This window comes from Sphaerisporangium siamense (genome assembly GCF_014205275.1).
Classification (GTDB): Bacteria; Actinomycetota; Actinomycetes; order Streptosporangiales; family Streptosporangiaceae; genus Sphaerisporangium; species Sphaerisporangium siamense.
Window position 1 is genome coordinate 98,467 of sequence record NZ_JACHND010000001.1, and the last position, 24,612, is coordinate 123,078.

A 24,612-nucleotide genomic window follows, 5' to 3' on the forward strand; every position below is an offset into this window, starting at 1 on the left:
TGCTCGGGGGGATCGGGTGGGCCGGGTCACGGGTGGTCGACGGAGCGGAGGAACCCGTCGACGACCGCGTGGTAGGCGGCGGGCCGTTCCTCCTGCAAGTGGTGGGAGACGTGGTCCATGACGTGCAGGTTTCCGCGCTCGACCATCCGCGACAGCATGAGCGGGTAGTCCGGGGTGAGGAACGCGTCCTCGCGTCCCCACACGAAGAGCACCGGCGCCGCGATGCGCCCGAGTTCGCCGGTGAGGTCCTGCCAGTCGCCGCGTGGTGAGTCCGACATCGCGGCGAGCTCCCGTTCTCCCGGGTCGAGGCTCTGCCGCCATCGCAGGTCGACGGTCTCCTCGGGCAGGCGGCCGGCGTCGTACCACTCCAGCCGGGTGATCAGGTGTCGCATCTTCTCGCGGGTGGGTCCCTCGCCGCCGTAATAGACGTCGCGGGCGGCGCGGCCGCGGTGGCCGCGTTCGGGCAGGGGCGCGAGCGGTCCGTAGAAGACCGGCATGCTGCCGGTCACCACGAGGGAGCGGACGCGGCCGGGATACCGGGCCGCGAGACACAGCGCGATGGTGCCGCCCCAGGAGTTGCAGATGAAGTCGGCCCGTTCGACGCCGAGGGTGTCCATGAGCGCGACGGTCTTGGCGGCGTGGAAGTCCCACATCGGGCCGCTGATACGGCATTTGTCGGACTTGCCGTACTGGAGGATGTCCACGATCAGGCAGTGCCGGTCGGCGGAGAAGTACGGCGCGACCGGGCCGAAGTCGCTCCAGCCCGTGCACCCGGGGCCGCCGCCGTGCAGGAAGATCGTGTCCGGGCCCGCGCCGAGCTCGTGGAAGTGGTAGGTGACGCCGCCGGCGTCGGCGAAGCGGCTCTCCGGCGCGGCGCCGGCCGGGGGTGAGGGGAGGCGGGCGGGCGTGATCGTCATCGGTGGTCTCCCGAGGCCGCGGTGGGATCGAGCACGGCCACGCCCATCCCGGTGAGCCACTCGGGCATGGGCGCGTACACCAGCGGTGTGCCCGGCGCGAAGCCGAGGGCGGCCGCCATCACCAGCCAGGTGCGCAGTTCCTGGCCGCCGTTCCCGGCCGCGGACTCCACCTCGTCGGTCGTCATCGACGCGTACCGGCGCAGGCGGCCGTTCGCGAGGTCGTCGAGGAACTCCCGGTCGAACTCGGGAGAGATCGTCGGGCGGGCGGCCACGATGATCTCCCGGCGCCGTTCGTCGTACCGCTCCCACTCGCCCCGCCCGTTGGTCCACGCGTCCACGAGAAAGGCCTCGTCGTCGCCCTGCGGATCCGTCCAGTCGCTCGGCCACGGGAGCCGGTGGGACAGCCCGCCGGAGGCGATCACGACCACGCGGCGCTCCCCGGCGATCCGTTGGACGGCCGCGGCGAGGTTCTCGCCGAGCCGGACGCAGCGCGCCAGCGTGGGCAGCGGCCGGGCGAAGACGTTGACGACCAGCGGCACCACCGGCACGTCCAGTCCGCCGAGCAGGTACTGGATCGCGTGCGACTGCCCGTGGTCGATCTGCAGCCGGGCCGAGATCGCCACCTCGGTTCCGGCCTCGACGAGGTCGGCCGCCAGCGCCTGCGCGAACCCGGGGTCCGTCTTCTGCCGGCCCTTGGGGGTTCCCGCCTCGCCGGTGGCGACGACCTCGCCGACGCCCACGGTGAAGGCGGGGATCAGGTCGAGCCAGAAGCCACGGAAGTGGTTCGACCCGACGATCACCGCCACGTCCGGGCGCGCCTCCGCGACGCGCCGCCGGGCGGTGTCCAGGGCGCCGCGGAAGGCCTCGGCCCGGTCGGTGTGCACGACCTGGTCCCAGTGGGTGTTCATCAGGGTTGAGTGGGACGCCCCCACCCCGAGCACGATGTCGGACATCGGATTGTCTGGCTCCGTTCCTTGTGCGGCCGTGGCTCAGCCCGCGGTGGCGTCGGCGGGCTCGATGCCCTGGGCGCGCAGCCGTTCCAGCCGTTCCTCGGTGGTGTCCTCGGCGAGCTTGCGCCACTGCAGCAGCGAGTCGTCGGGGCGGTAGAGCTTCTCCGGCGGCGCGTCGGTGACCTCGACCATCCACTTGTCCTGTCCGGAGAACTGACCGTGGAAGAGCCACCGCACCGCGCCGAGGTACTTCGCGTAGAACGGCAGCGTCCGCACGCCCTTCTTGAAGTCGGCCAGCATGCCGACGTACAGGTGGTTGCCGGCGTCCACCGGCACGTAGAACTCGTAGTGGATGAAGGTGGGGTAGGCGATCCGCAGGACGCCCGGCATGCTGACGGAGGCGAAGCCGGGGAACTCCTGGGCCGCGATCGTCGGGTCGACCTTGCGGTGCGAGGCGGTGTTGCCGAGGTTCTGGACCCCCTTCGGGCGACGGGCCTTGTACCAGGCCGTCCCCGACCAGGTGCCGAGCCCCGGGAAGTCCGCCTCCCAGTGCTGCTCCTTCTGCACCCGGTAGATCCAGCGGCCCCGTTTGACGATCTTGGTGGTGTTCCAGACCGGCATCGGCTTGAACAGCCGCCACAGCGCCGTGCGGTGCAGGTACTTGGCGTGTCCCTCGTCGTAGCCGTTCTCGCAGGCGAACCGCCAGTCGCCCGGGCGGGCCTGGATCCGCTGGCCCACGACCGCCGGGTTGCCGACCAGTTCCTCGGGGAGCTGCCCGTCGATCGGGTGCGGCTCCTCGCCGTCGCCGATGTACACCCAGACCAGGCCGAGGCGCTCCTCGACGTCGTAGGTCGGCTGGGTGACCTTGCCGCAGATCGGGGACAGCGGCCCGTCGGTGATCGCGGCCTTGAGGTCACCGGTCTCCAGGTCGAAGGTCCAGCCATGGTAGACGCACGAGATCGTGCCGGGGAACTGCTTGTCGCCGTAGCTCAGCGGCACCCCCCGGTGGGGGCACCGGTCCTTCATGCCGTAGACCTTGCCCTTGTCGCGGATGACGAACAGGCGCTCGCCGAGCAGGGTGACGGCACGGGGCTTGTCTCCGACCTGCGAGGAGAAGCAGACGGGGTACCAGTAGCCACGGAAGCCGGCCCCGGCGGCCTGGTAGTGCGGCCAGCTCGACCAGTCCTGGCGGCCTGGCAGCATGCCCGCGCGGTGTCTTCGGACCGGCGTGGCCGGAGCGGGCCTCACCTGGGCGGGCACGGGCTGGGGGTTCACGGTCTCGGTCATGTCTGCTCCACGGGTCTTCACGGCGGCATCTCCCGCTGCGATCGAGATCGCCGTATGCCGGTGCCGAGAGCAGACCATCCGGCCGGAAGGGCGGGCAACGCGTCCGGTTCGCCCAGCGGAACGCGGCGGCCGGCGGCGCGGGCGGCGGAGGAATTTCGCGGACGGTTCCGGTGAGCGGTCCTGCTCAGAGGACTACCCGGGGCCGCCGTTCCTACATTCGACGGCGAAGCGCATCGCCTAACTCCCCGGAGGCCTGTGGTGACCATGTCCGAGACCGTGTCGGCCGATGTCCTCATCGTCGGCGCCGGACCGACGGGCCTGTACGGCGCCTACTACGCCGGCTTCCGCGGCCTCGCCACCGTCGTCGTCGACGTCCTGCCGCAGGCCGGCGGCCAGGTGACGGCTCTGTATCCGGAGAAGGAGATCCGCGACGTCGCCGCGCTTCCCGCGATCAGGGGCCGCGACTTCGTCGCCGCCCTCCTGGAGCAGGCGTCGGCCTTCACCCCGACGTACCTCCTGGGCAGGCAGGCGGTGACGCTTGAGCACCGCGACGGCGAACCCGTCGTGACGCTGGACGACGGCACGGTCGTCCACGCCCGCGCCGTCGTGCTGACGTCCGGCATCGGCACCCCGACCCCGCGTCCGCTCGGGTGCGGGGAGGAATGGCTCGGCACGGGCCTGTCGTACTTCGTGGTGGATCCTCGGGCGCACACCGGCCGGGACGTGGTCATCGTGGGCGGCGGCGACAGCGCTCTGGACTGGGCGGACGCGCTCGAACCGATGGCGCGCTCCGTCACCCTCGTGCACCGCCGGGCCGCCTTCCGCGGGCACGCCGCCACCCTCGCGCGCGTCCGGGCCGGGCGGACCCGGATTCACACCGACACGCACGTGACCGCGCTCGACGGAGACCTCGCGGCCGGCCGCCTCGCGAAGGTGACGCTGCGGTCGAGGTCCGGGGACGAGACGGTGCTCGCGGCCGACCACGTGATCGCCGCGCTCGGTTTCGTCAGCGACTTGGGGCCGCTGCGGGACTGGGGCCTCGAACTGCGGGCGAGGTTGGTCGCCGTCGACCGGTCGATGCGGACCAACCTGCCCCGCGTGTACGCCGCCGGCGACCTCGCCGACTACGAGGGCAAGGTGAGGCTGATGTCCGTCGGCTTCGGTGAGGTCGCCACCGCCATGAACCACGTGGCCGTCGACCTCGATCCCGGGCTCACCCTGTTCCCCGGCCACTCCACCGACGGCGCCTGACCTCGCCCCCTCGGGCGAACACCCCTCCACTCCGGAAAGGACACCCATGAGCTACGTGATCGGCGCCGCCTGCATCGACGTCCTCGACCGCTCCTGCGTCGAGGTCTGTCCCGTCGACTGCATCTACGTCGGCGAGCGGAAGAGCTACATCAACGCCGCCGCGTGCATCGACTGCGGCGCGTGCGAGGTCGAATGCCCCGTCTCCGCGATCGTCGTGGACCGTGTCGCCCGCAGGGACGAGACGTTGAACGCCCATCTGGAGGATTCCCTCCTCTTCTTCGCGCAGCCGCTGCCGGGCCGTGCCCTGCCCCTCGGCGACCCGGGCGGCGCGCGGAACATCGGCGAGGTGGGCGCCGACACCGCCCTGGTCGCCGGCCACCCCGCCCCATGACGAGAAGGGAGCCGCCGTTCGAGGCGGGCTCCCGGACCTGAAAGCGGGTTCAGAACAGCAGCCGGTCGAGCAGTTCCGCGCGCGTGTGCACGCCGAGCTTCGCGTAGATCGACTTGAGATGGTGCTTGACCGTGTGCCGGCTGATGACCAGATCGGCCGCGATCTCGCCGTCCCGGCGGCCGGTGAGCGCACGCGTGGCGATCTCGACCTCGCGTGGCGTGAGCAACGCCAGACGGGCCGGCGCGATCGCACGCGATGACGCGTCCCGCGTGGCGATGACCGACACGATCACGTCCGGCTGGCTCGGCAGCCGCTGCGAGGTGATCGTGAGGTGCAGCCCGGCCCCCTGGCCGCCGCCGGCGGTCCAGGAGGCCACCGCCCTCTCGTCGTCGTCGCAGTCGAGCAGCCGCTCGACCTCCGGGCGGGCGTCCCCGAGCCGGTCGAACAAGGCGGCCGCGGGCGCGTTGAGGTGACGTCGCGCCAGCCCCAGGTCGGTGAGCACCACCGGCGTGCTGCAACGGTCCAACGCCTCGGTCAGCTGGACGCGCTCCCGCTCGGCCGAGGCACGTTCACGCACCGCGGACACCGCGATGCCCAGCACCGTGGCCGCCGCACGAGCGGCGTCGCGGTCCTCCTCGGTGAACTCCGGCTCCCCGTCCCGCCGGGCCAGGTTCAGCGTGCCGACCACCTCGGCGCCGACGACGAACGGCGCGCACAGCACCCGCGCCATGGCGTGCGGCGCGAACACGTCGTGCACGACCGGGAGCTTCAGCCACTCCTCCCGCGACATCAGGGAGTCGCTGTCGCAGACCCGGCGGTCGCGCAGGGCGCTCTGGACGACGGGATCGCGGTCCCGGCCGTGCCGTTCGTAGCTGCGCACGTAGTAGTTGCCGAGGCCCCGCACCTCCGCGGCGGCGGGACGCCCGGTCGCGTGGTCGTGCACGTAGACGCCGGCGGCGAAGGAGGAGAGCCGGCGCGGCGCCTCGTCGAGGAAGCGGTTCAGCAGTTGTTCGAGAGAGGGTGAGGTGACCAGTTCGGCGACGAGCGTGGGCGGCAGGACCGGCTCGATGAGGGGGTTCCCCATGACGTGCTCCACTCTGGATGCGCTCGGCTGGGCAGTCCCGCACCGAGCGTCCGCCCAGACTAGCTCCGCCCCCACCTTCCAGGAAGACGTCGTCGCACGCCAACCGCCGGGTCCGCTCAGCGGACCCGGCGGGGCGGGGTGCGTGGCACCGTCATCCGGTCAGGCGGCCACGGAGGAAGAGCAACGACTCGCGGCTCGGGTCGGAGGCCAGCGAGACCACGCGCCCGATGATCATCCAGTGCGAGTTGTTGCGCAGTGTCCCGGCGAGTTCGCACTCGAACCGTGCCGCGGTCCCGGCCAGCAGCGGCGCCCCGACCGCGCCGGGAACGTGGTCCACGCACCCGAACTTGTCGGGATCCTTCGAGGCGAACAACCGGGCCGTGGCCGCCTGGCCGGAGGCGAGCACGTTCACCGCGAACACCCCGGACCGTTCGATCGCCGACCACGTGCGAGACGTCGCCGCCAGGCAGACCAGCACCTGGGGCGGTTCCAGGGTGAGCGAGGTGAAGGCGTTGACGGTGCTGCCGTACAACTTCCCGTCGAGGGCCGTGGTGACGACCACGACCCCGGTGGGGAACTGGGCGCACGCCGACCGGAATGCCTCGGGGTCGGGCATCAGAGCCGGCTCACAGGAGGTGGCCGGGGTCATGACGCCGCGCGCAGGGCCGGCGCCTGGCCCGGATCGAGCCCCATCGAGATCAGACCGGCCATCTCCGCGCAGGCCAGCGCGTTGGGCGGCATGATCGGACCGGTCATGGCGTCACGCAGCATCAGCTCGTAACCGCGTTCGCGCATCAGCGAGTTGAGCCCGCCGGCGGTCGTGCCGAGCGTGGAGATCGTGTGGATCGCCGTGCCGACCATCAGCTTCGCCCGCAGGAACGCCGCGCAGGTCCGCAGGCTCGGCCCGCTGTTCTCGTCGGCCTCCCACGCCGCGTGGTACATCATCAGCCGGGCCGCCTCGACCTGCGCCGCGATGTGCCCCATCGCGGTGCTGATCGTCGGGTGGTAGCCCATCGGCTGGGCGTGGCCCTTCGCCGTACGGGTCCCGAGGGCGTCCTGCAGCCACTCCGCCATCGCCTCGGCGACGCCCAGGTAGCAGCCGGTGTATCCGCCCCAGGCGATGTGCGCCTGGGCCACGATCCAGTTGCCGAGGAAGTCGTCGAACTCGCACAGGATCAGGTCCTCGGGCACGAACGCGCCGGTGATCTGGACCTGGTTGCTGCGGGTCGACCGCATGCCCAGCGTGTCCCAGTTGTCGGTGACCTTTATCGCGCCGTCCTGGCGTGTCGGCATCAGGAAGCCGACCACGTGCGTCGGGTCGTCCGCCCACTCCGGGTGGGCGAACATGAAGGCGTAGTCGCTGGCCTCCCACAGGGAGGCGAACATCTTCGTGCCGCTGATCTCCAGCCCGCCGGGCACCCGGCGCGCCGAGAGGGTCGGCATGTAGGTGGCCGGCAGCAGGCTCGACGCGGACGGCTCCGAGAGCGGCGCGCAGATCAGCGCGCCGTCCCGCACCACCAGGTCGGCGACCCGCTTCTTCGCGTCGGCCGGCACGGCGTCGAGCGTGGCGATGATCCGTGTCGCCACGTAGTGCATGTTGAAGCCCAGCGCGGTCGAGGCGTCGCCCTTGGCGAGCGCCTCGACGGTGGCGAGCCACTGGGTGGTCCGCGCCCCCAGGCCGCCGAGGTCGCGTGGGAGCGCGACGGCGTACAGCCCGGCGTCGCGCAGCTTCGCGAAGTTCTCCGTGGCGATGCTGCGGTCGCGGTCGTGCTCCCGGGCGTGGGGGGCGAACTCGGCAGCGAGCCGGGCGCCCAGCCCGGCCAGCTCCCGGCTGTGTTCGTCGAGTTCGAAGTGCATGGTGTCCGTCCTCTTGGTCGTTCGGTGTGACTGGTGCGCCTCAGGTCCACATCGGCGGACGCGTGGTGTCGAGGCTGGCGTGGACGACTTTGGTCGCGGTGTACTCAAGGAGGGTCGCGGTGGCCCCCTCGCGGCCGAAGCCGCTCGCCTTGACGCCGCCCTGCGGCTGGCCGAGCGGCGTCGCGAACCAGGTGTTGACCCAGACCATCCCGGAGTCGAGACGGTCGGCGAGCCGGTACGCCTGGGCGAGGTCGGCGCTCCACACCCCGTTGGCCAGCCCGAACGCGACCCGGTTGACCCGTTCGACCACCTCGTCCTCGGACGTCCACGCCTCGACGGTGAGGACGGGACCGAAGAACTCCTCGCACGAGGCGCTGGTCGCGCCGTCGGGCGAGGCCAGGACGGTGGGCCGGTAGTAGCTGCCCCCGGCCAGCTCGCCCGGCATCTCCGGCACACGGCCGCCGGCCCGGAGTTCCGCTCCCTCCGACAGCGCGGTCCGCACCCGTGCGGCGACCAGGTCGTGGTGCCGCGCCGTCACCAGCGGGCCGAGCTGCGTCGCCGGGTCGAGGGCGTCACCCACGACGATCGCCTCGGCGCGTGCGGTGATCCGTTCGAGCAGCTCGTCGTACCGGTCACGGTGCACCATGAGCCGCGAGGAGGCGAAGCACACCTCGCCGTTCGCGGCGAATATGCCGGTGAGCACGTCCTCGGTCACGGTGTCCAGGTCGGCGTCCGGGCACACCACCATGGCGCCCTTCCCGCCCAGTTCCATGAGGGCCGGAACCAGCCGGTCCGACACGTCGCCGAGGATGCGGCGCCCGGTCTCGGTGCCCCCGGTGAAGCTCACCTTGGCCACGCCCGGGTGCGACACCAACGCCCGCCCCGCGTCGTGGCCGAACCCGGTCACGACGTTGACGACGCCGGGCGGGAACAGGTCCTGCACCAGCCGCACGAACTCCACCGTGCTGACCGAGGCGAGCTCGGACGGCTTCACCACGACGGTGTTACCCGCCGCCAGCGCGGGCGCCAGCTTGTGCGCGACCGAGATCAGCGGCGAGTTCCACGGAACGATCGCCGCGACGACACCCACCGGCCGCTGCGTGGTGGACACGTGAGCACCGGGCCCACAAGGAATGGTCCGCCCGTGCAGATCCCGGACAACACCGGAGAAGAACCGAAAGATCTCCGCCGCCGTCGGCACGTCGATCAGCCCCGCCTCGCGGATGGCCCGCCCGTTCTCCGTCGCGAGCAGAGCCGGCCACCGCCCCGCGTCCTGCGTCAACCGCTCGGCGACAGCCCACAGCAACGCCTGCCGAGTATCGAGCGAACTCTTCCGCCACGTCTCGAACGCCCTCCGCGCCGCCACGACCGCCCGATCCACGTCCCCGGCCGTCCCCGCCGCCACCTGCGCCCAGACCCGCCCGGTACTGGGCTCGACGGCGGGAAACGACTGGCCGGCCTGAACTTCCCGGCCGCCGATCAGCAGGGGCTGCGGCTCCGTCAGCGTCAGCCGCTGTGTCACGGCTTCGGTGGCGGTCACGTCAGAAGCCGATGTGCTGGGAGTGGAACGGGTTGTCGATGCGGATACGCCACGTACCGTCGGCCTGACGACAGAAGACGTTGCTGTCCACGGCCCCCATCTCGACCGTCTGCCCGTCCGCCCCGGTCCCGACCAAATGCCACTTGAGCGCGACCAGCACGACGTCCCCCGCTTCGACCCGGTGCAGCTCCTCGATCGTCAGATGAGGCTTGGTGTCGATGAACTGCTGCAGCGCCCCCCGCAGCCCGCCCAGCCCACGAACAGGCTCGGTCCCCGGCGCGGTCTGAAAGACGGTGTCCTCGTCCCAGCAGGACATCGCCAGATCAAGATCTCCGGCGTTCATCGCCTCAACGAACAGCTCATTGAGCTCGGTAACGCTATTGCGCGAACCCATGGTCGCTCCTCCCGGAAAGGGCCTGAATGCCCTTCACCGTAGGATTCGCCCACAGACCCCCACATCCCACCAAAACGGTGTCCCACCCCCATCCCCCACCCAGGGGATGCCGATCGCCTCTCCGCCCTACGACACCCAGGTCACTGCGGTCTCACTCGGAGCACAGGTGGTCCGGAAGGCCTTGACGGGGCAGGTCTCGTCCGTTTGACATCCTCTCCGCCCTACAAGACGGGGATTTCCTGTACGCCGGCCGTGCGGCTTCGGGGGGTTCACTACTCCGCCGCGCGATGGCGGAGCAGTACTCAGCCAATGAGCAGTTCCGGCCACGCCATCTCCGGCCCTGCGGCCCTTGACCTCGGGGTCGAAGGGGCGGACCTCTGGGAAAACCGTCCGGAGCGGAGGGCATTTTTCACGTACAACGCCCGTATCCGGCCCCTCATAGGACAGGTCCTCACGGAGAGGGCACTGGAGAGCGGCGCGGGGCCCTGGAGAGCCAACAAGGGAATCGGACCCCTGACCTACGGTTCACAAGCCGGAAGAAGATCGTCTCTTGACGTCTACCGCCGGACATACAGACGCACGAGACTCTACTCAGACAGCAGCCGGCGTTACTGGATGACAAGGGGACCCGTACCGCAGGACCGTCAGGTCCGAGGAACGGAAGCCCGCGACACCCCAAAGAGCACCGCTTTAGGAGTATGCGGCTTGAACGACCCTGATATGTGGTATGAGCTGCACGAACGCGACGCGCTGTGTGCATCCTTTACAAGATCATATTGCACATGTCCACTACCGGTCACGGTCAGCCACCACGTCATTCGTGGCCTTCTACGCCCCAGTTACGCAAGCCGCGACTTCGCTCAGAGAACCCTCGGGTCTCCGGCACCTCCGGCGCCAGGATCTGAGTCGAGCAGTGGTGTGCTCACTCTCCGACCGCAGGAGGGTGGACTCCCCGCATGCGAGGATCACTCTAAGCTGGGCACATGGCGCCACAGAGATTGCAGTCGATCAGGATCAAGGGATACTCCTCGATCCGCTCCACCAAGGTGGAGTTGCGTGATCTCAATGTTCTGATCGGTGCCAACGGTGCAGGCAAGAGCAACTTCATCTCCGTCCTTGCCCTGCTGGGCCGGATCGTCGACGAAGAGCTGAACCTGTTCGTCGGCCAGGCGGGGGGGGCCTCCGCCCTGCTCTATCGCGGAGGCGAGAGCGTCCCAGAGATCGCCCTGCGCCTGGAATTCGCGTTCGGCGAGTACTGGGCCAGGCTCATACCGGCAGCTCGCGATGAGCTGATCTTCGGCAATGAAGGTATCGAGTTGCGTGGCGAACGACATGTCCTAGGACGGGGCCATCGAGAGACCCGCCTCTTGGATGAGATCGATGAGCGAGACTTGTCATCCGTCGCCAGGCATGTAGTTGACACGCTTCGGGGCTGTCGCGTCTTCCATTTCCACGACACCAGCGCGAACGCCCCCGTCAAACAGACAGGGTTCGCCTCCGACAACATCGCACTGCACCCAGATGCCCGAAACCTGGCCGCCATCCTGCTTCGCCTTCAGCAGGAAGACCACGCCGCATACAGAAGAATCGTCCGAACGATCCAGCAGGTCGCGCCGTTCTTCAGGGATTTCGTGCTCATCGAGGAGAACGGCCGGCTCCGACTACGGTGGCAGCAAGAGGCCTCGGACGTCGTCTTCCCCGCAGACGCGCTGTCGGACGGAACGCTCCGCTTCATCTGCCTCACCACCTTGCTGAGCTTGCCCGACCTTCCCAACCTTGTCGTGCTGGACGAACCGGAGCTCGGTCTGCACCCCTATGCCATCATCCAACTGGCCGACATGCTGCGCGCCGCGAGCAGCGCCAGCCAGGTCCTAATCGCCACCCAGTCGGTGACGCTCATGAACCAGTTCGAGGTAGACGATCTCATCGTCGTCGAGCGCGATAGGGGAGCGTCGGTCTTCAATCGCCTTGACCCCGCAGTGCTAACCGACTGGCTGGCGGAGTACTCCTTGGGTGAGTTGTGGGAGAAGAATCTGCTCGGTGGCAGGCCGCAGGCCGAGCCGCGGTGACGGGAATGCGCCGACTGCACATCCTGTGCGAGGGCCAGACCGAGGAGACCGTGGTACGCGAAGTCATCGAGCCCTACCTGCTCAGCTTCGATGTCTACGTCACTTGGTCCATCTTTACAACCAAACGTCCCGCAGCTGGCCCTTCCCACAGGGGAGGACTGTCCACGTGGGGCAGACTCGCCTCAGAGATCCGCCTGCTCCTGGGCGATTCCTCTATCACCATCCTGACAACCATGCTGGACTACTACGGGCTCCCAGCCGAGGTGCCCGGCATGGCGACACGCCCCTCCAGTTCGCCACATGACCGTGTGGCTCACGTCGAGCGTGCTATGGCCGATGCCATTAACGACCCTCGCTTCCTGCCGCACCTGGTACTCCACGAATTGGAGGCGTGGGTCCTGCTGGGCCACGAGGCACTCGGCGAACTCACCGGCAATGACGCACTCGCCCAGGCCGTCCAAGCGATTGTGGCGCAAGCCCAAGGTGCCGAACTGGTCAACGACGGGGTCAGCACAGCCCCCTCCAAGCGTCTAATGCGTCTATATCCGCGGTACCGCAAGACCTCCGACGGCCCACTCGTCATAGCCGAGATCGGCATCGACGCCATCAGGAGTGCCTGCCCTCACGCGGACGCCTGGTTCTCTGCGGTGAATACCGCACTTAAGCAAGAATCCTGACACGAACCGGATCTGGTTGCTGTGGCTCTACCAGGATTCCCGGCGCGGTTCACAGGTCCTTCCACGCTTCGTTGATGAGGCCGGCCACCTCGCCGGTGAGGGCGGGTGAGGGTCCCGCTTGACGCTGAGGGCGTCTCGGGTTCCAGGGGGCAACATGCGACTCCGTTGGGGCCGTCGGGGACGATCAGACCGCTCCCAACCACTGCCTCGGCGCGCTTTGCGTCCTGGCGAGCCGTCTCGGCCTGCACGGGAACTCCGGGGCTTCCGTGGGAGAACGTTGATCTAGAGGCCGACCCTTGAGGTGATCCAAACACTCCGGCCGGTCGGCGTTCCGCTCCAGCGCTTCGCCCAGATGGGGACTAGAGATCGTCTACCCGACCCTCGCCCTACGCCGAGGGGTTTTCCTGTTCAGGACACCAAAGCGCTTTGCGATGACCCCGAACAGAGCGGACGAGGGAGTAGTCGGCGATCGCATGCCTTCTCGGGCACTGCGGTCGTGCGCCTCGGGGTTGAAGGGGCGGAGCCCCTGGGAAAGGCAGCCCTGAGCGGAGCGAAGGACCATTTCCGGTCGGCGACTGGAAGCAGGAAGGCCCCCGGCGCAGAGCGCTAGGGGCCTGGTGGGGGTCCGACGAGGGGAAGTGAACCCCTGACCGGCCGTGTGCCGCCAGCGGGCGGCTACGTGGCTGCGGGGGTCTTGGTCTTGCGGCGCTTTTGGATGGTTTCCATGCCGACGAGGTCGTCTGGGAGGGCGTCGGGCATGTCGGCGTCGAAGCGGGAGAGGCGGCGGATGCGCAGGGCGCCTGCTACGACGGCGGCCATGCCCAGCGCGCACACCAAGTAGAGGAAGGCGATTCCGCGGCCGGGGCCGACGCCGATCAACGCGCCGGCCGTCGAGGCGAGGGCTCCGTCGGGGGCGAGCATGGGGTCGAACAACGCGGCGCCCAGGGGGGCGACGAGTCCCATGCCGATCGGGAGGGTGGACCAGGCTACAAGGGTGTTCAGGGCGAAGACGCGGCCGTGGTAGCGGTAGGGGACCTTGATCTGGACGATGGTCGAGTACATCGCGTTCATCAGGGTCAGGAAGTACGTCAGCGCGAACGCGCCCACGCCGATCACGATCAGGGAGGGGCGTAGGCCGGTGACCACGCTGCCGGCGGCGATGGCCAGCGTCGACACGAGCACCCCGCGGAAGCGCCACTTGGCGGGCCCGCCCCAGATGGCCATCGTCAGGCCGCCCAGCATCACGCCGAGGCCGGTCACCACGGAGATCACGCTCACCTCGGTGAGGGTGGCGAAGGACAGGACGAGCGGGGAGACGAGCAGCAGGAGCGGGGAGAGGAAGATGTTCAGCACCGCGAAGAAGACGAGCATCGCCCGCAGGCCGCGTTCGTTCCAGGTGTAGGCGAAGCCCTTGCGGATCTCGGTGCTCAGCGGTTCGCGCGGCCGCCACGGGAGCGTGTTCGGGAATCGGACCGCCAGCACGGTGACGATGGCGAAGGCGTAACTCGCCACATCGATGATCACGATCCCGCCCAGGTCGATCCAGGCGAGCAGCCCGGCGGCGATCAGCGGTACGACGAGCTGCGCGACCCCGTTGGTCATCTGGGTGACGCCCATCGCGTGCCCGAGGTAGCGCTTGGGCACGAGCTGCGGAATGGCGGACGTGTACGCCAGGCGCTGGAAGTTCGTCGCGATCGACAACGCGACGATCAGCAGGTAGACCTGCCAGAGCCCGAGCTCGCCGAAGAGGAGTAGGGAGGCGAGCACGACCTGGATGCCCGCGCAGGCGATGTCGGCCAGGAGCATGACCCGCCGTCTGTCGCCCCTGTCGACGATCGCCCCGGCCAGCGGCGAGATCAGCAGGCCGGCCAGGTTGAGCACGGCCAGGATGGAGAACTGCGCGATGGAGCCGGAGTCGACGAGGATCGTCAGCGGCAGTGCCCATCCGGTCAGGGCCGACCCGATCATCGAGATCTGCTGGCCGGCGGCGACGGTGAGGAACCGGGCCATGCCGGGCTTGACGGCGGGCTCGGCGGCGGCGTCGGTGGCGGGGCCGGCGTCGGGCGTCCCCGGCGTGCTCACGCCGTGGACCCACCAGGTGTCGTCCGGCTCGTGCGGCGGGGGCCGGTCCAGCGAACGGTGGGTCCGCAGGATCTCGGCCAGCTCGGCGGCCCGGTAGCGCAGGAAGTAGTGGCCGCCCTCGTCCAGCACCACCAGCGCGTTCGTGTCGGAGAGGAAGGACCACTCCCGGTAGCGCTCCTCGTAGAAGTCGGTCGCCGGGTCGCGCTCGCCGACCACCGAGATGATCGGAGCGTTCAGTCGCCGCCGGTCCGGGGAGTCGAACAGGTCGGTGAAGAACTTCTCGGCCGCCTTGGAATCCTGCCGCATCGTCCGGATGATCCGGTCGGCCACGCCGGGGTCGAGCTCGTCCAGGTCGACCCCGCGCGCCTTGAGCCGGTTGATGTCGGTCTGGCTGCGGCTCAGCCGATCGTTGCCCACGAGCCTCGACAGCCTGCCCAGCACTCCGCGTGGCCGGGCGAACGGGAAGATCGCCCCGATGTAGAGGGCCTCGACGTCCCGGCCGGCCGCCTCGACCCGCCGGGCCAGCTCGACCGCGAGAGCCGCGCCCACCCCGCAGTGCCCGTAGATCACGATCGGGCCCTCGATCGCGAGGATCTCCTCGGCGCAGCGGGCCGCGAGGGCGTCGAACTCCATCGGCTCCTCGTCCAGGCCGATGTCGTGGCCGGGGATGGCGAGGGCGTACAGCGCCTGGTCGCCGGGCAGCGCGTCGGCGAGGGGCTGGTAGACGACGGCGCTGCCCGAGCCGTACGGCACGCAGACGTAGGTGAGGCGGGCGGTCCGCTTCGCCGGGGTGAGGCGCTGGAGCAGGGGGCGCGGACCTTCCGGGACCGGCCGCTCGGCGAAGGCGGCCAGCTCACGCACGGTCCGGTGGGAGAACACGTCGACCAGGCCGATCTGACCGATGTCCGCCTTGCGGAGCTTGGCGACGATCTGGATGGCGAGCAGCGAGTGGCCGCCGAGGTCGAAGAAGTCGTCGTCGAGGCCGACCCGTTCGGCTCCGAGGACCTCCGCCCAGATGGCCGCGATCGCCGTCTCGGTGCCGGTCGTCGGCTCGGCGTACTCGGTGTCGCCGGCGGAGGCGGCCGGGGCGGGCAGTGCCGTACGGTCGAGCTTGCCGTTCGGGGTGAGCGGCAGGGCCTCCAGGAAGACGAACCGCGACGGCAGCATGTATTCGGGCAGGATGTCGCGTACGGCCGCCCGCATCGCGGCCGGCTGCGCGGCTTCCTCCGGGACGCCGACCAGATAGGCGACGAGCCGGTCGTCCCGCACGAGGACGACGGCCTCGCGGGCGCCCGCCTTCTCGCGCAGCGCCGCCTCGATCTCGCCCAGCTCGATGCGCAGCCCGCGCAGTTTGACCTGGTTGTCGAGGCGGCCGAGGAAGTCGATGGTGCCGTCGGGTAGCCAGCGGGCGGCGTCGCCGGTCTTGTAGAGGCCGTCGAAGAACCGCTCGGCGGTCAGCTCCGGCCGGTCGTGGTAGCCGAGCGCGACGCCGACCCCGCCGATGTGCAGCTCGCCGGGCATCCCGACGGGCACCGGCCGGCGATGCCGGTCAAGGACGTGCAGCGTGATGTTCTGGATGGGCGAGCCGATCGGCACGCGTACGCGTCCCGAGAGCCGGTCGAGGGTGCACTCCCAGGAGGACACGTCGATGGCGGCCTCGGTCGGGCCGTACAGGTTGTGCAGCTCCGCCGGGATCGTCCGCAGGCAGCGTTCGGCCAGGTCGACCGGGAGCTCCTCACCGCTGCAGATGACGCGGCGCAATGAGGTGCAGGTGGCCGCGTCCTGCTCCGCGAGGAACAGCGCCAGCATCGACGGCACGAAGTGCGTGGTGGTCACACCCTCGGCGTTGATCAGATCGCACAGGTAGGCCGGATCGCGGTGGCCTCCCGGCTCGGCCAGCACCAGCCTGGCCCCGGTCGTCAACGGCCAGAAGAACTCCCACACCGACACGTCGAAGCCGGCCGGGGTCTTCTGCAGCACCACGTCGCCGGAGGTGAGGCCGTACCGCTTCTGCATCCAGTCGAGCCGGTTGACGATGCCGCGGTGGCTGTTGGGCACCCCCTTCGGCCGGCCCGTCGAACCGGAGGTGTAGATCATGTACGCGGCCGTGCCGGGCTCTCCCGCCGGCGCGGGGGAGGTCACGGGGACGTCCGCCGCCTCCGCGGGCCCGTCCAGCAGGAGGACCGTGGCGTCACCCAGCCGATCGGCCAGATGCGTCTGGGCCAGCACGACGGGCGCGCCCGAGTCCGACAACATGAACGCGAGCCGGTCGGCCGGATAGTCCGGGTCCAGCGGCACGTACGCCGCGCCCGTCTTGAGCACGCCGAGCAGGGCGGTCACGAGCTCGATCGAGCGTTCCGCGCAGACCGCGACCAGCGAGCCCGTGCCCACACCCCGTTCGATCAGCCGGTGCGCCACCCGGTTCGCCCGCTCGTCGAGCTCCCGGTATGTCACCGACGCGCGCCGGAACGTCACGGCGGTCGCGTCGGGGGTGCGCGCGACCTGCTCCTCGACCAGGCCGTGCAGGGTGGCGTGGGCCGGGAAGCCGGCGGAGGTGTCGTTCCAGGACGCGATCAGGTCGGCGTCGTCCCCCAGCGGCAGCGGCAGCCCGCTGACCGGCACGTCGGGCTCGGCGACGGCCGCCCGCACCAGCGCCTCCAGGTGCGCGGCCATCCGCTCGACCGTGCCGGCGTCGAACAGCGTGGTCTTGTACGTGAACGTGCAGCTCAGGCCACCGTCCGGGGTGGGCACGAGATAGAGTTCCAGGTCGTGGCGGGCCGAGCCGGGGCGCAGGGGAAAGTCCGACACCTCGCCGTCGCCGCTTCGGTTGGCGAAGTCGTGCATCGAGAACAAGGTGTCGACCAGCGGCTGCCTGCTCGGGTCGCGCGGCACGCCGAGCGCGTCGACCAGCCGGCTGAACGGCAGCTCCTGGTGGTCCAGCGCCTCGATCACGGTGTCCCTGGTGCGGGCCAGCAACTCGGCGAAGCTCGGGTCGCCGTCGAGCCGGGCGCGCAGCACCAGCGTGTTGACGAACATGCCGACCACGTCGTCGAGCTCGGGCCGGGTCCGCCCGGCCACCGGGGTCCCGACCCCGAAGTCGTCCTGCCCCGAGTACCGCGCGATCAGCGTCTGGAACGCGGCCAGCATCGTCATGAACCTGGTCGCGCCGTGCCGTCTGCCCAGCTCGGTGAGCCGCTCGACCAGATCGGGGGCGAGCTCGCGGACGTGCGACGTTCCGTCGAAGCACTGACGTGGCGGCCGGGGCCGGTCCACGGGCAGGTCCGCCCTCGGCAGCGCGGCCAGTTCCCGCTGCCAGTAGGCCGACTCCCGGTCGAGCCGCCGCCCGCCCTGCCACAGCGCGACGTCGCCGTAGCGTACGGGGGGCGCGGCCGGATCCTCTCCGCGGTAGAGGGCCAGCAGATCGCGCACGAGTAGCTGAGCCGATTGGCCGTCGGCGACGATGTGGTGCACGAACAGCGCGAGAACGTGCTCGTCCCCGGCCTCCTCGTCCGGGCCGTCCTCGTCCGCGAGCCTGGCCACGAGCAGCGCCTTGAGCAGCGGCCCCTCCGCGAGGTCGAACGGGATCGCGCTCTCGGCGTCGATCAGGGCGACGGTCTCCTCGTCCGTCGCGGCCGACGCCTCGCGCAACGGCACGTCCGCCTCGGCCGCGACGTGGACGGCGGGCAGCCCCTCGTCCGTCACCGGAAACCGGTGCCGCAGGCTCTCGTGCCGCTCGGGCAACCTGGCCAGCGCCTCCCTGAGGCGGCCGGCGTCGAGCGGCCCGCGCAGCCGTACGGCCATGGCGATCGTGTAGGTGGCGGTGCCGGGGGTGAAGTGCTCCATGAACCAGAGCGGTTCCTGGGCGGGGGCGAGCGGCGGTTCAGCGCCCTCGGGGCGGCGCGGGATCCCCCGATCCGCCTGGCCGGCCTGGCCGGCCTGCTTGGACCGCAGCCGTTGTCTGAGCAGTTCCTTCTTCGCCTCGGACAGGTCGGCCACGGACATCAGGTGAGCCTTTCGACGACGTCTTTGAGCGCGTTCAGGAAGAGGGCGGCGTCCCTGCCGTTGATCAGGCGGTGGTCGTAGGCCAGTCCGATGTCCGCGAGGGTTCCGTCACGCGGCCCGGCGACCGCGAGCGCGCAGACGGTGCCGGGGAAGACGAACGGGATCGCCAGGACGACCCCGTGCTCGGTGTGCAGGGTGACGACGAAGTTGGCGCCGGACAGGTCGCTCTCCTTGAACTCGCCGGTGGCGGCGGCGAGCCGGTGCTTCATCAGGGTCGTCGCGATGTCCTTCGTCGTACGGTTCGCCGCGTCGTGGACGACGGGGACGTACAGCCCTTCGCCGACGTCGACGGTGACGCCGATGTGCGGAGCCTCGGACAGCAGCGCCCGTGTGCCGTCGACGGTGGCGAAGAACAGCGGGAATCGCTCGTGCAGGCCCGCGACGGCCTGGACGAACACCTCCGCGTACCCCACGGGGCGGCGGATCTCCCTCGTCGTGGCCCGCGCGTGTTCGATCGCCGGGCCGAGATCCATGCGCACGACGGCGTACGCGGCGGGGATGGTCTGGTGGGACAGCTCGACGGACCTGGCCACGGCCCGCTGCACCCGCGAGATCGGGTGCTCGGCACGCCCGGCGGCGGGGGTCTCGCCGCTGGCGGCGTCCGGCGTGGCGCCGGCGGCGGCAGGCGCGGCGGCCAGGCGTTCGACGTCGGCCCGCCGGACGACGGGGACGCCGAGCGCCCTGACCCGTTCGGGGTCGATGCCGAGCTCGTCGATGAGCGCCTGCGCGGGGGCGGTGACGAGTGGCGCCGAGTCGCCGGCCATGTCCGGCTGCGCCGTGACCGGGGACGCCGGCTCGGGGCCGGAAGCTTCCGCTGCCTGCTCGATCGAGGCGATCACGTCGTCCGGGTGGCACCAGAGTCCCGGCCGCAGCCTGTGGCGCAGGACGCCGGAGGCGCCCGCGGTGAGCTCCTCGGCGGCCTTGGACGTCTCCACCAGCACGACCGCGTCGTCCTCTGCGACCCGCGCGCCGTCGGCGGCGAGCCACTCGACGAGGAGGTATTCGGTGTCGTTGTTGTTCAGCTTCGGCACGCGGAGCTCAGCCACGGAGGGCCTCCCTGATCGTGCTGTGGATCGTGGACTCGTTCACGAGGGCCGCCCGCTCCAGATGAGCCGCGGTGGGGATGACCCCGCCGAGGGAGTGGATCAACGTGACCGGCAGGGCCAGGCGCCCCCAGTGCCGTCGATGGAGGAGGTGGGCCACCTCGGCGCCCCACGTCCCCCCGGCGGTGCTCTCCTCGACGACGAACACCCGGCGTGCCGCGCGGACGTCCACGTCGAAGACATCGGGCTGGTCGAACGGGTACAGCCTGGACGGCACCAGCAGCGTGCAGGTGATCTCCTCCTCGACCAGCAGCGAGCGCATCGCGGCCAGCGCCCGATGCGCCACCCCGCCGGGGGCGATGATCACGCAGTCGGGGGGGCCGTCGAGGGACACCCGGGCCACGCCGCCGGAGGTCTCCACGGAGAACGGCGGCTCCACGGCGCCCATCTGACGCGTGTAGAGCACCTTGTCCTCGAAGAACACGCACGGTTCCTCCCGGGCGAACATCTCCTCGAACACGGCCAGGTTGTCGTGGAACGGCGACAGCTCGTAGAGGGCCAGCCCGGGGATGCCGACGAAGTGCTTCTGCGGGCTCTGGCTGTGGGTCGGCCCGTAACCGCGCCCGCCGCCGACCGGGCAGCGTACGACCATGCGCATCGGCAGGCGGGAGCCGTACATGGAGACCGACTTCGACGCGAAGTTGAACAACTGGTCGAAGGCGAGCGCGGCGAAGTCGCCGAACATGATCTCGACGATCGCCAGGTCTCCCGACAGCGCGAGACCCGCGGCGACGCCGGTGATGGCGTTCTCGCTGATCGGGGTCGACAGGACGCGGTCGGGGAAGTCCGTGGACAGTCCCCGGGTGATCTTGAAGGCGCCGCCGTACGGATCGACGACGTCCTCTCCCAGCACGTAGAGGTTCGGCTCCCGGGCGAGCAGGGCGGCCAGCGCCGCGTTCAGGTTCTCCGCGACCCTCACGACCCCTCCCACTGTGACGGAGCCCGCGCCATGACCTCCGCAGCGACCGCGTCGATGTGCGCGCGAGCCTCCGCGTCGAGCCGCGGGAAACGGCCGGGGAACGCCGCCGCGCACCGCGCGTACCAGTCCTGCTCGCGCAGATCCTGGACGGCACGGGCCGGCCGGGTGTCGTCGCCCTTGCTGTGCGGTCCGAGGCGCCGGGTGACGAACTCGACGACGAGAGGCGTCGCGCGGGAACGGACCCGCGACACCAGGGGTTCGAGCGTCCGGCGGATCTCGGTGACGTCGGAGGTCTCGACCAGGCGGTGGTCGATGCCGAACGCCGCCGCCCGGCCCGCGATGCTCCCCGCCAGGTGCCGGGACGTGGGCGTCGACTGGGCGATGCCGTTGTTCTCGACGACGACGAGCAGCGGCAGGCCCCACAGTGCCGCGATGTTGAACGCCTCGTAGACCGCGCCCTCGCCGAACGTGCCGTCCCCGACGTAGACGCAGGCGAGGCGGCCGGGCTCGGCCCGCTTGAGGTGCAGCGCGACCCCCGCGGCGACCGGCAGGCTCTCCCCCTGCACTCCCGTGGACAGGAAGCGGTCCCTGCGGATGTGCTGGCTGCCGCCGACCCCCGCGCAGACGGCCCCCTCCCTGCCCATGATCTCCGCGAGCAGTCCGGCGGGGTCGCGGAAGCGCGCCAGATAGTGGCCGTGCCCGCGATGGTTGCTGAACACGTGGTCACGCCGGTCGAGCAGCGCCTCCACGGCGACCGGGACGTACTCCTGCCCGAGACAGGTGTGGGTCGTGCCGTTGAGCAGACCCCGGCCGTACAGGTCGAGCAGCTTCAGCTCGAACGCCCGGATCATCAGCATGAGCGAGAGATCGGCGTCCTGCGGCGAGGAGGCCGCCGGATCGGACGTCTCGCCCTGCACGGCCGTGGCCGGCCGCGTCATCGGCGGATCACCTGGAGCACGCCGGCGATCGTCGGGTTGTCGAAGAAGTCGTCCAGCTCGACCTCCACGCCCAGCCGCTTGTGCATGCGCGCGATGATCTGCGTGATGGTCAGCGAGTGGCCTCCGAGGTCGAAGATGTCGTCGTGCGGCTCGATGGGAGCGAGCTTGAGCACCTCCTCCCAGATGGCGCGGATCTCGGCCGCCAGCGGATCGTCGAGATCCACGCCGGCGCCGGTGTCCTCCGCCTCCGGTACGGCGGGCTCCGGTACGGCGGAGGGGACGGGCGGGGCGACCACCCGGGGCAGCAGCGTCTCCAGAGGCCGGGCGGGATCCTGGGCGATCGCCGCCAGCACCGCCCGGAGGTCGTCGGCGAACCCGGACGGATCGGTCAGCTCGGCGGGGTCGTACCGGAGGCTGGCGGTCATTCCCGGCGCGGCCGTGCCGGTGGAACGGCCGGCCTGGTCGAGGACCTGAAGCTGCAGGGCACCCCGCACCGCGTGGTTGAACGCCAGCCAGTCGACCTGGCCGAACCCTTCCGCCGGACTCTTCTGCCCATCCTGGCCCGGACCGCGCCGGTAGCTGACCGAGACGGGGGCGAGCGCCGCGTGCGGTCTCACCCCGGCGACCGCCCTGGCCAGGGGGACCTCGCGATAGGTGTAGAGGCTCCTGAGCTCGGCGCGCAGCCCGGCGGCGAACGTCGCGAACGGCGCGTCGGGCGGCGGGCTGGAGAAGACGGGCAGTTCGGTGACGAAGGGGCCGATGTGTCCCTCCGCCTCGGCGGTGCGGGTCGACAGGTCGATCGCGGTGACGACGTCGGCGTTGCCGTACGCCATGAGGAGCGCGTGCAGCGCCGCCAGCAGCACCTCGAACCTCGTCAGACCCGGTAGGTCGGGGACGTCGAGCGCGAACTCCAGCAGCCGCCCCGGTCCGCCTCCGCGGGAGCGGAGCGCTCCGCCCGGTACGACGGTCTCGCCAGGTTCGCGCCACCTGTCCGCCCAGAACGCGCGAGCCGCGCCGAGCGAGGCGGCCACCCGCTCCCGCTGGCCGGCGGCGTGGTCGACGGGTCCGAGCGGCGGCGGCACGGCACCGGCCGCGAAAGCGGCGAGGTCGGCGACCAGGATGTCCTTGGACCCGCCGTCGAAGACCAGGTGGTGGGCGACGATGACGAGGGTGTCGCCGACGAGCGTGAAGCGGACGAGCGGGCCGTTCTCCAGGTCGAAGGGCCGTCTGACGGCCTCCTCCACCGACTCCCCCGTCTCCATGGACGGGGGCCGGGTGGCGGGCACCAGGTGCGGCACGCCGTCGTGCTCCCGCACGGCTCGGCCCAGCAGCGGATGCCGCTCCACCACGCGTGCGCACGCCTCGGCCAGCACGGCCGGATCGGGGGCGTGCGAGCCGTCGAAGCGGATCACGATCGGCATGTGGTAGGCCGTCCCCGCTCCCATCCGCTCGGTGACCCACATCCCATGCTGGGCGAACGAGACCTCCGTCATGATGCGACCTCTCGGAGTGAGCGCTTGTCGACCTTGCCGCCGTGGTTGCGCGGCAGAGCGTCGAGGGTGATGAGCCGTAAGGGAAGCTCGTGCGGGGCGAGCAGGTCCTTCAGAAAGATCCGCAGCTCTTCGTGCGGGACGGTCCCGACGACGGCGACCGCGACGGCCTTGCCGAGCGTGGGGTGCGGCACCCCGAAAGCGGCCGCCTCGACGACGCCGGGGTGCCGGTGGACGGCCTCCTCGACATGGATCGTCGACACCTTGTAGGCCCCGGACTTGATCACGTCGCTCTCGCGGTCGACCAGGTAGAGGTAGCCGTCGCCGTCCAGGTAGCCGAGATCTCCCATGCGCACCCAGCCTCTTCGGAAGACCTCGCCGGTGGCGGCCTCGTCGCCGTAGTAGGCGCGGGTGACGGCCGGCGACCGCATCCACACCTCGCCGGTCGTGCCGGGCGGCAGCGCCCCGCCGTCCGCCGCGGCGATCCTGACGGCCCCGCCGGAGACCGGGCGGCCCACGCTGGACGGCCGCTCGGGATCGAAGATCATCACGGTCTGCGCGGGCGCGGCCTCGGTCGAGGTGTAGTAGTTCGTGATCGTCGCGTTGGGGAAGGCGGCGCTGAGATCGCCCGCGACCCGCGCCGGCAGCGGCGCCGCCGCCGAGCCGAGCAGCAGCACGCTCGACAGGTCGTGCCTGGTCTGCACCCCGGCGGCGAGCATCTCGATCGCCATGGCGGGGACCACGAAGACCGTGCCCGCCCGGTAGTGCTCGATCAGCGCGGCGAACCTGCCGGGCGTGAAACGCGGCAGCGTGACCACCTCGGGGTGCGCGTCCACGGCGTTGACCAGCATCCACTGGCCGGCGTTGGTGCCGACGGGGAAGGCGTGCGCGAGGTGCCGGGAATGGGCGAACGGCCTACGGCGGCCCCCGCAGCCGTAGGCCAGGTTCGCGTGGGTGGCGGCGACCCCCTTGGGCCGGCCGGTGGTGCCGGACGTGTAGAGGATCTGCGCCGGGTCGCCGGGCGCCACCGGTTCGAGATCCTCGCCGTCCTCGGCGTACGGCAGCTCGCCCGGCCGCAGCACCGCCGTGGCGCCGCAGTGCGCGAGCATCTCGTGGACGTCCACGCCGGACAGGCGGTCGGAGAGCGGTACGGCGACCGCCCCCGCCCTGATCACGCCGAAGAACGCGACCGCGTAGTCCAGCCAGTCGCCGTTGCCGAACACGAGGCCCACCCGGTCGCCGCGCCCGATCCCGCGGCCGCGCAGCGCGCGGGCCACGCCGCGGGACCTGCGCTCCCACTCGCCGAAGGTCAGCGAGCCTGAACCGTGGACGGTCATCGCCACCTGGCCGGGGTCGGCGGCGGCCCGCTCTCGAAGCAGGCCGGGAAGAAGAGTCATGCTCATGATCGGCTCCCCGGAAAGTCGCCAGGACGCGCACCCGGTGTGCGTAACAGGACGCGAATCCCCAGATCAGAGGCCACACAGCCATGCGGGTACGCGTGGTCGTCCTAGACCTCTAATAGGAAAGTTTCCTTTTTAAACTCCGCGGCGGTCAGTTTGGCACGAGCCCGCCGAGGGCGGCAACCCTGTGCGCCCCGACGC

General features: G+C 70.6%; 18 protein-coding genes. 4 read left to right on the plus strand and 14 right to left on the minus strand.

The features are described from left to right. Positions 1-26: 26 nt before the first annotated feature. From BJ982_RS00480 to BJ982_RS00490, 3 genes are read right to left on the minus strand one after another with little or no spacing between them, the layout of a single operon-like run. On the minus strand, positions 27-917 hold the full coding sequence (locus BJ982_RS00480; RefSeq protein ID WP_184875484.1) for an alpha/beta fold hydrolase: 891 nt from the start codon (positions 915-917) through the stop codon (positions 27-29). Further along, entirely contained in the window at positions 914-1,870 is a 957-nt protein-coding gene (locus BJ982_RS00485; RefSeq protein WP_184875486.1) for a DODA-type extradiol aromatic ring-opening family dioxygenase, read from the minus strand. Before BJ982_RS00485 ends, BJ982_RS00480 begins: the two co-directional genes overlap by 4 nt. A gap of 36 nt (positions 1,871-1,906) precedes the next feature. Continuing rightward, positions 1,907-3,154, minus strand: coding sequence for a Rieske 2Fe-2S domain-containing protein (locus tag BJ982_RS00490; RefSeq protein ID WP_203959115.1), 1,248 nt, complete (start codon positions 3,152-3,154; stop codon positions 1,907-1,909). Between the two features lie 264 nt (positions 3,155-3,418). Here BJ982_RS00490 and BJ982_RS00495 point away from each other — a divergent pair, with 264 nt between their 5' ends. Further along, a complete protein-coding gene (locus BJ982_RS00495) occupies positions 3,419-4,405 on the plus strand; it encodes an NAD(P)/FAD-dependent oxidoreductase (protein ID WP_184875488.1) in 987 nt (328 codons plus the stop codon). 46 nt (positions 4,406-4,451) lie between these two features. Further along, positions 4,452-4,796 (plus strand): ferredoxin family protein, encoded by a 345-nt coding sequence (locus tag BJ982_RS00500; protein ID WP_184875490.1) that lies wholly within the window; start codon positions 4,452-4,454, stop codon positions 4,794-4,796. Positions 4,797-4,845: 49 nt separating this feature from the next. Here BJ982_RS00500 and BJ982_RS00505 read toward each other — a convergent pair whose 3' ends face one another. The 5 genes from BJ982_RS00505 to BJ982_RS00525 form a co-directional block, all read right to left on the minus strand. Continuing rightward, entirely contained in the window at positions 4,846-5,880 is a 1,035-nt protein-coding gene (locus BJ982_RS00505; protein ID WP_184875492.1) for a LuxR C-terminal-related transcriptional regulator, read from the minus strand. Between the two features lie 151 nt (positions 5,881-6,031). Further along, the gene (locus BJ982_RS00510; protein ID WP_184875494.1) at positions 6,032-6,496 is read right to left on the minus strand and encodes a flavin reductase family protein; all 465 of its coding nucleotides are present in this window, start codon (positions 6,494-6,496) and stop codon (positions 6,032-6,034) included. 29 nt (positions 6,497-6,525) lie between these two features. Next, complete coding sequence (locus tag BJ982_RS00515; RefSeq protein WP_184875496.1) at positions 6,526-7,737, minus strand: acyl-CoA dehydrogenase family protein; 1,212 nt, start codon at positions 7,735-7,737, stop codon at positions 6,526-6,528. 40 nt (positions 7,738-7,777) lie between these two features. Then, positions 7,778-9,277, minus strand: coding sequence for an aldehyde dehydrogenase family protein (locus tag BJ982_RS00520; RefSeq protein WP_203959114.1), 1,500 nt, complete (start codon positions 9,275-9,277; stop codon positions 7,778-7,780). A gap of 1 nt (position 9,278) precedes the next feature. Beyond that, positions 9,279-9,671, minus strand: coding sequence for a YybH family protein (locus BJ982_RS00525; RefSeq protein ID WP_184875498.1), 393 nt, complete (start codon positions 9,669-9,671; stop codon positions 9,279-9,281). A 983-nt stretch (positions 9,672-10,654) separates the two neighbouring features. On the opposite strand from BJ982_RS00525, the gene BJ982_RS00530 reads away from it, so the two are divergent. Both BJ982_RS00530 and BJ982_RS00535 read left to right on the plus strand, forming a co-directional pair. Next, entirely contained in the window at positions 10,655-11,740 is a 1,086-nt protein-coding gene (locus BJ982_RS00530; protein WP_184875500.1) for an AAA family ATPase, read from the plus strand. Between the two features lie 5 nt (positions 11,741-11,745). Then, a complete protein-coding gene (locus BJ982_RS00535) occupies positions 11,746-12,417 on the plus strand; it encodes a DUF4276 family protein (RefSeq protein ID WP_184875502.1) in 672 nt (223 codons plus the stop codon). Positions 12,418-13,092: 675 nt separating this feature from the next. Here the strand turns inward: BJ982_RS00535 and BJ982_RS00540 are convergent. The 6 genes from BJ982_RS00540 to BJ982_RS00565 are packed head-to-tail and all read right to left on the minus strand — an operon-like array spanning position 13,093 to position 24,414. Further along, positions 13,093-18,501: a non-ribosomal peptide synthetase/MFS transporter gene (locus tag BJ982_RS00540; RefSeq protein ID WP_184875504.1), complete on the minus strand. Its 5,409-nt coding sequence runs from the start codon at positions 18,499-18,501 to the stop codon at positions 13,093-13,095. Next, the gene (locus BJ982_RS00545; RefSeq protein ID WP_184875507.1) at positions 18,501-19,607 is read right to left on the minus strand and encodes a 2-oxo acid dehydrogenase subunit E2; all 1,107 of its coding nucleotides are present in this window, start codon (positions 19,605-19,607) and stop codon (positions 18,501-18,503) included. Before BJ982_RS00545 ends, BJ982_RS00540 begins: the two co-directional genes overlap by 1 nt. Continuing rightward, positions 19,600-20,583, minus strand: a complete 984-nt coding sequence (locus tag BJ982_RS00550) for an alpha-ketoacid dehydrogenase subunit beta (RefSeq protein WP_184875509.1) — start codon at positions 20,581-20,583, stop codon at positions 19,600-19,602. Before BJ982_RS00550 ends, BJ982_RS00545 begins: the two co-directional genes overlap by 8 nt. Next, positions 20,580-21,521, minus strand: a complete 942-nt coding sequence (locus tag BJ982_RS00555; RefSeq protein WP_184875511.1) for a thiamine pyrophosphate-dependent dehydrogenase E1 component subunit alpha — start codon at positions 21,519-21,521, stop codon at positions 20,580-20,582. The genes BJ982_RS00550 and BJ982_RS00555 overlap by 4 nt, the downstream gene beginning before the upstream one ends. Then, complete coding sequence (locus tag BJ982_RS00560) at positions 21,518-23,014, minus strand: condensation domain-containing protein (RefSeq protein WP_184875513.1); 1,497 nt, start codon at positions 23,012-23,014, stop codon at positions 21,518-21,520. The genes BJ982_RS00555 and BJ982_RS00560 overlap by 4 nt, the downstream gene beginning before the upstream one ends. Next, positions 23,011-24,414, minus strand: coding sequence for a class I adenylate-forming enzyme family protein (locus BJ982_RS00565; protein ID WP_203959113.1), 1,404 nt, complete (start codon positions 24,412-24,414; stop codon positions 23,011-23,013). The genes BJ982_RS00560 and BJ982_RS00565 overlap by 4 nt, the downstream gene beginning before the upstream one ends. Positions 24,415-24,612: the final 198 nt, after the last annotated feature.

Coding starts and splice junctions, on each gene's coding strand:
- BJ982_RS00515 (WP_184875496.1), bottom strand. CDS start 7,737: ATGCACTTCGAACTCGACGAACACAGCCGGGAGCTGGCCGGGCTGGGC.
- BJ982_RS00565 (WP_203959113.1), bottom strand. CDS start 24,414: ATGAGCATGACTCTTCTTCCCGGCCTGCTTCGAGAGCGGGCCGCCGCC.
- BJ982_RS00505 (WP_184875492.1), bottom strand. CDS start 5,880: ATGGGGAACCCCCTCATCGAGCCGGTCCTGCCGCCCACGCTCGTCGCC.
- BJ982_RS00555 (WP_184875511.1), bottom strand. CDS start 21,521: ATGACGCGGCCGGCCACGGCCGTGCAGGGCGAGACGTCCGATCCGGCG.
- BJ982_RS00480 (WP_184875484.1), bottom strand. CDS start 917: ATGACGATCACGCCCGCCCGCCTCCCCTCACCCCCGGCCGGCGCCGCG.
- BJ982_RS00560 (WP_184875513.1), bottom strand. CDS start 23,014: ATGACGGAGGTCTCGTTCGCCCAGCATGGGATGTGGGTCACCGAGCGG.
- BJ982_RS00525 (WP_184875498.1), bottom strand. CDS start 9,671: ATGGGTTCGCGCAATAGCGTTACCGAGCTCAATGAGCTGTTCGTTGAG.
- BJ982_RS00530 (WP_184875500.1), top strand. CDS start 10,655: ATGGCGCCACAGAGATTGCAGTCGATCAGGATCAAGGGATACTCCTCG.
- BJ982_RS00485 (WP_184875486.1), bottom strand. CDS start 1,870: ATGTCCGACATCGTGCTCGGGGTGGGGGCGTCCCACTCAACCCTGATG.
- BJ982_RS00535 (WP_184875502.1), top strand. CDS start 11,746: ATGCGCCGACTGCACATCCTGTGCGAGGGCCAGACCGAGGAGACCGTG.
- BJ982_RS00540 (WP_184875504.1), bottom strand. CDS start 18,501: ATGTCCGTGGCCGACCTGTCCGAGGCGAAGAAGGAACTGCTCAGACAA.
- BJ982_RS00510 (WP_184875494.1), bottom strand. CDS start 6,496: ATGCCCGACCCCGAGGCATTCCGGTCGGCGTGCGCCCAGTTCCCCACC.
- BJ982_RS00490 (WP_203959115.1), bottom strand. CDS start 3,154: ATGACCGAGACCGTGAACCCCCAGCCCGTGCCCGCCCAGGTGAGGCCC.
- BJ982_RS00495 (WP_184875488.1), top strand. CDS start 3,419: ATGTCCGAGACCGTGTCGGCCGATGTCCTCATCGTCGGCGCCGGACCG.
- BJ982_RS00500 (WP_184875490.1), top strand. CDS start 4,452: ATGAGCTACGTGATCGGCGCCGCCTGCATCGACGTCCTCGACCGCTCC.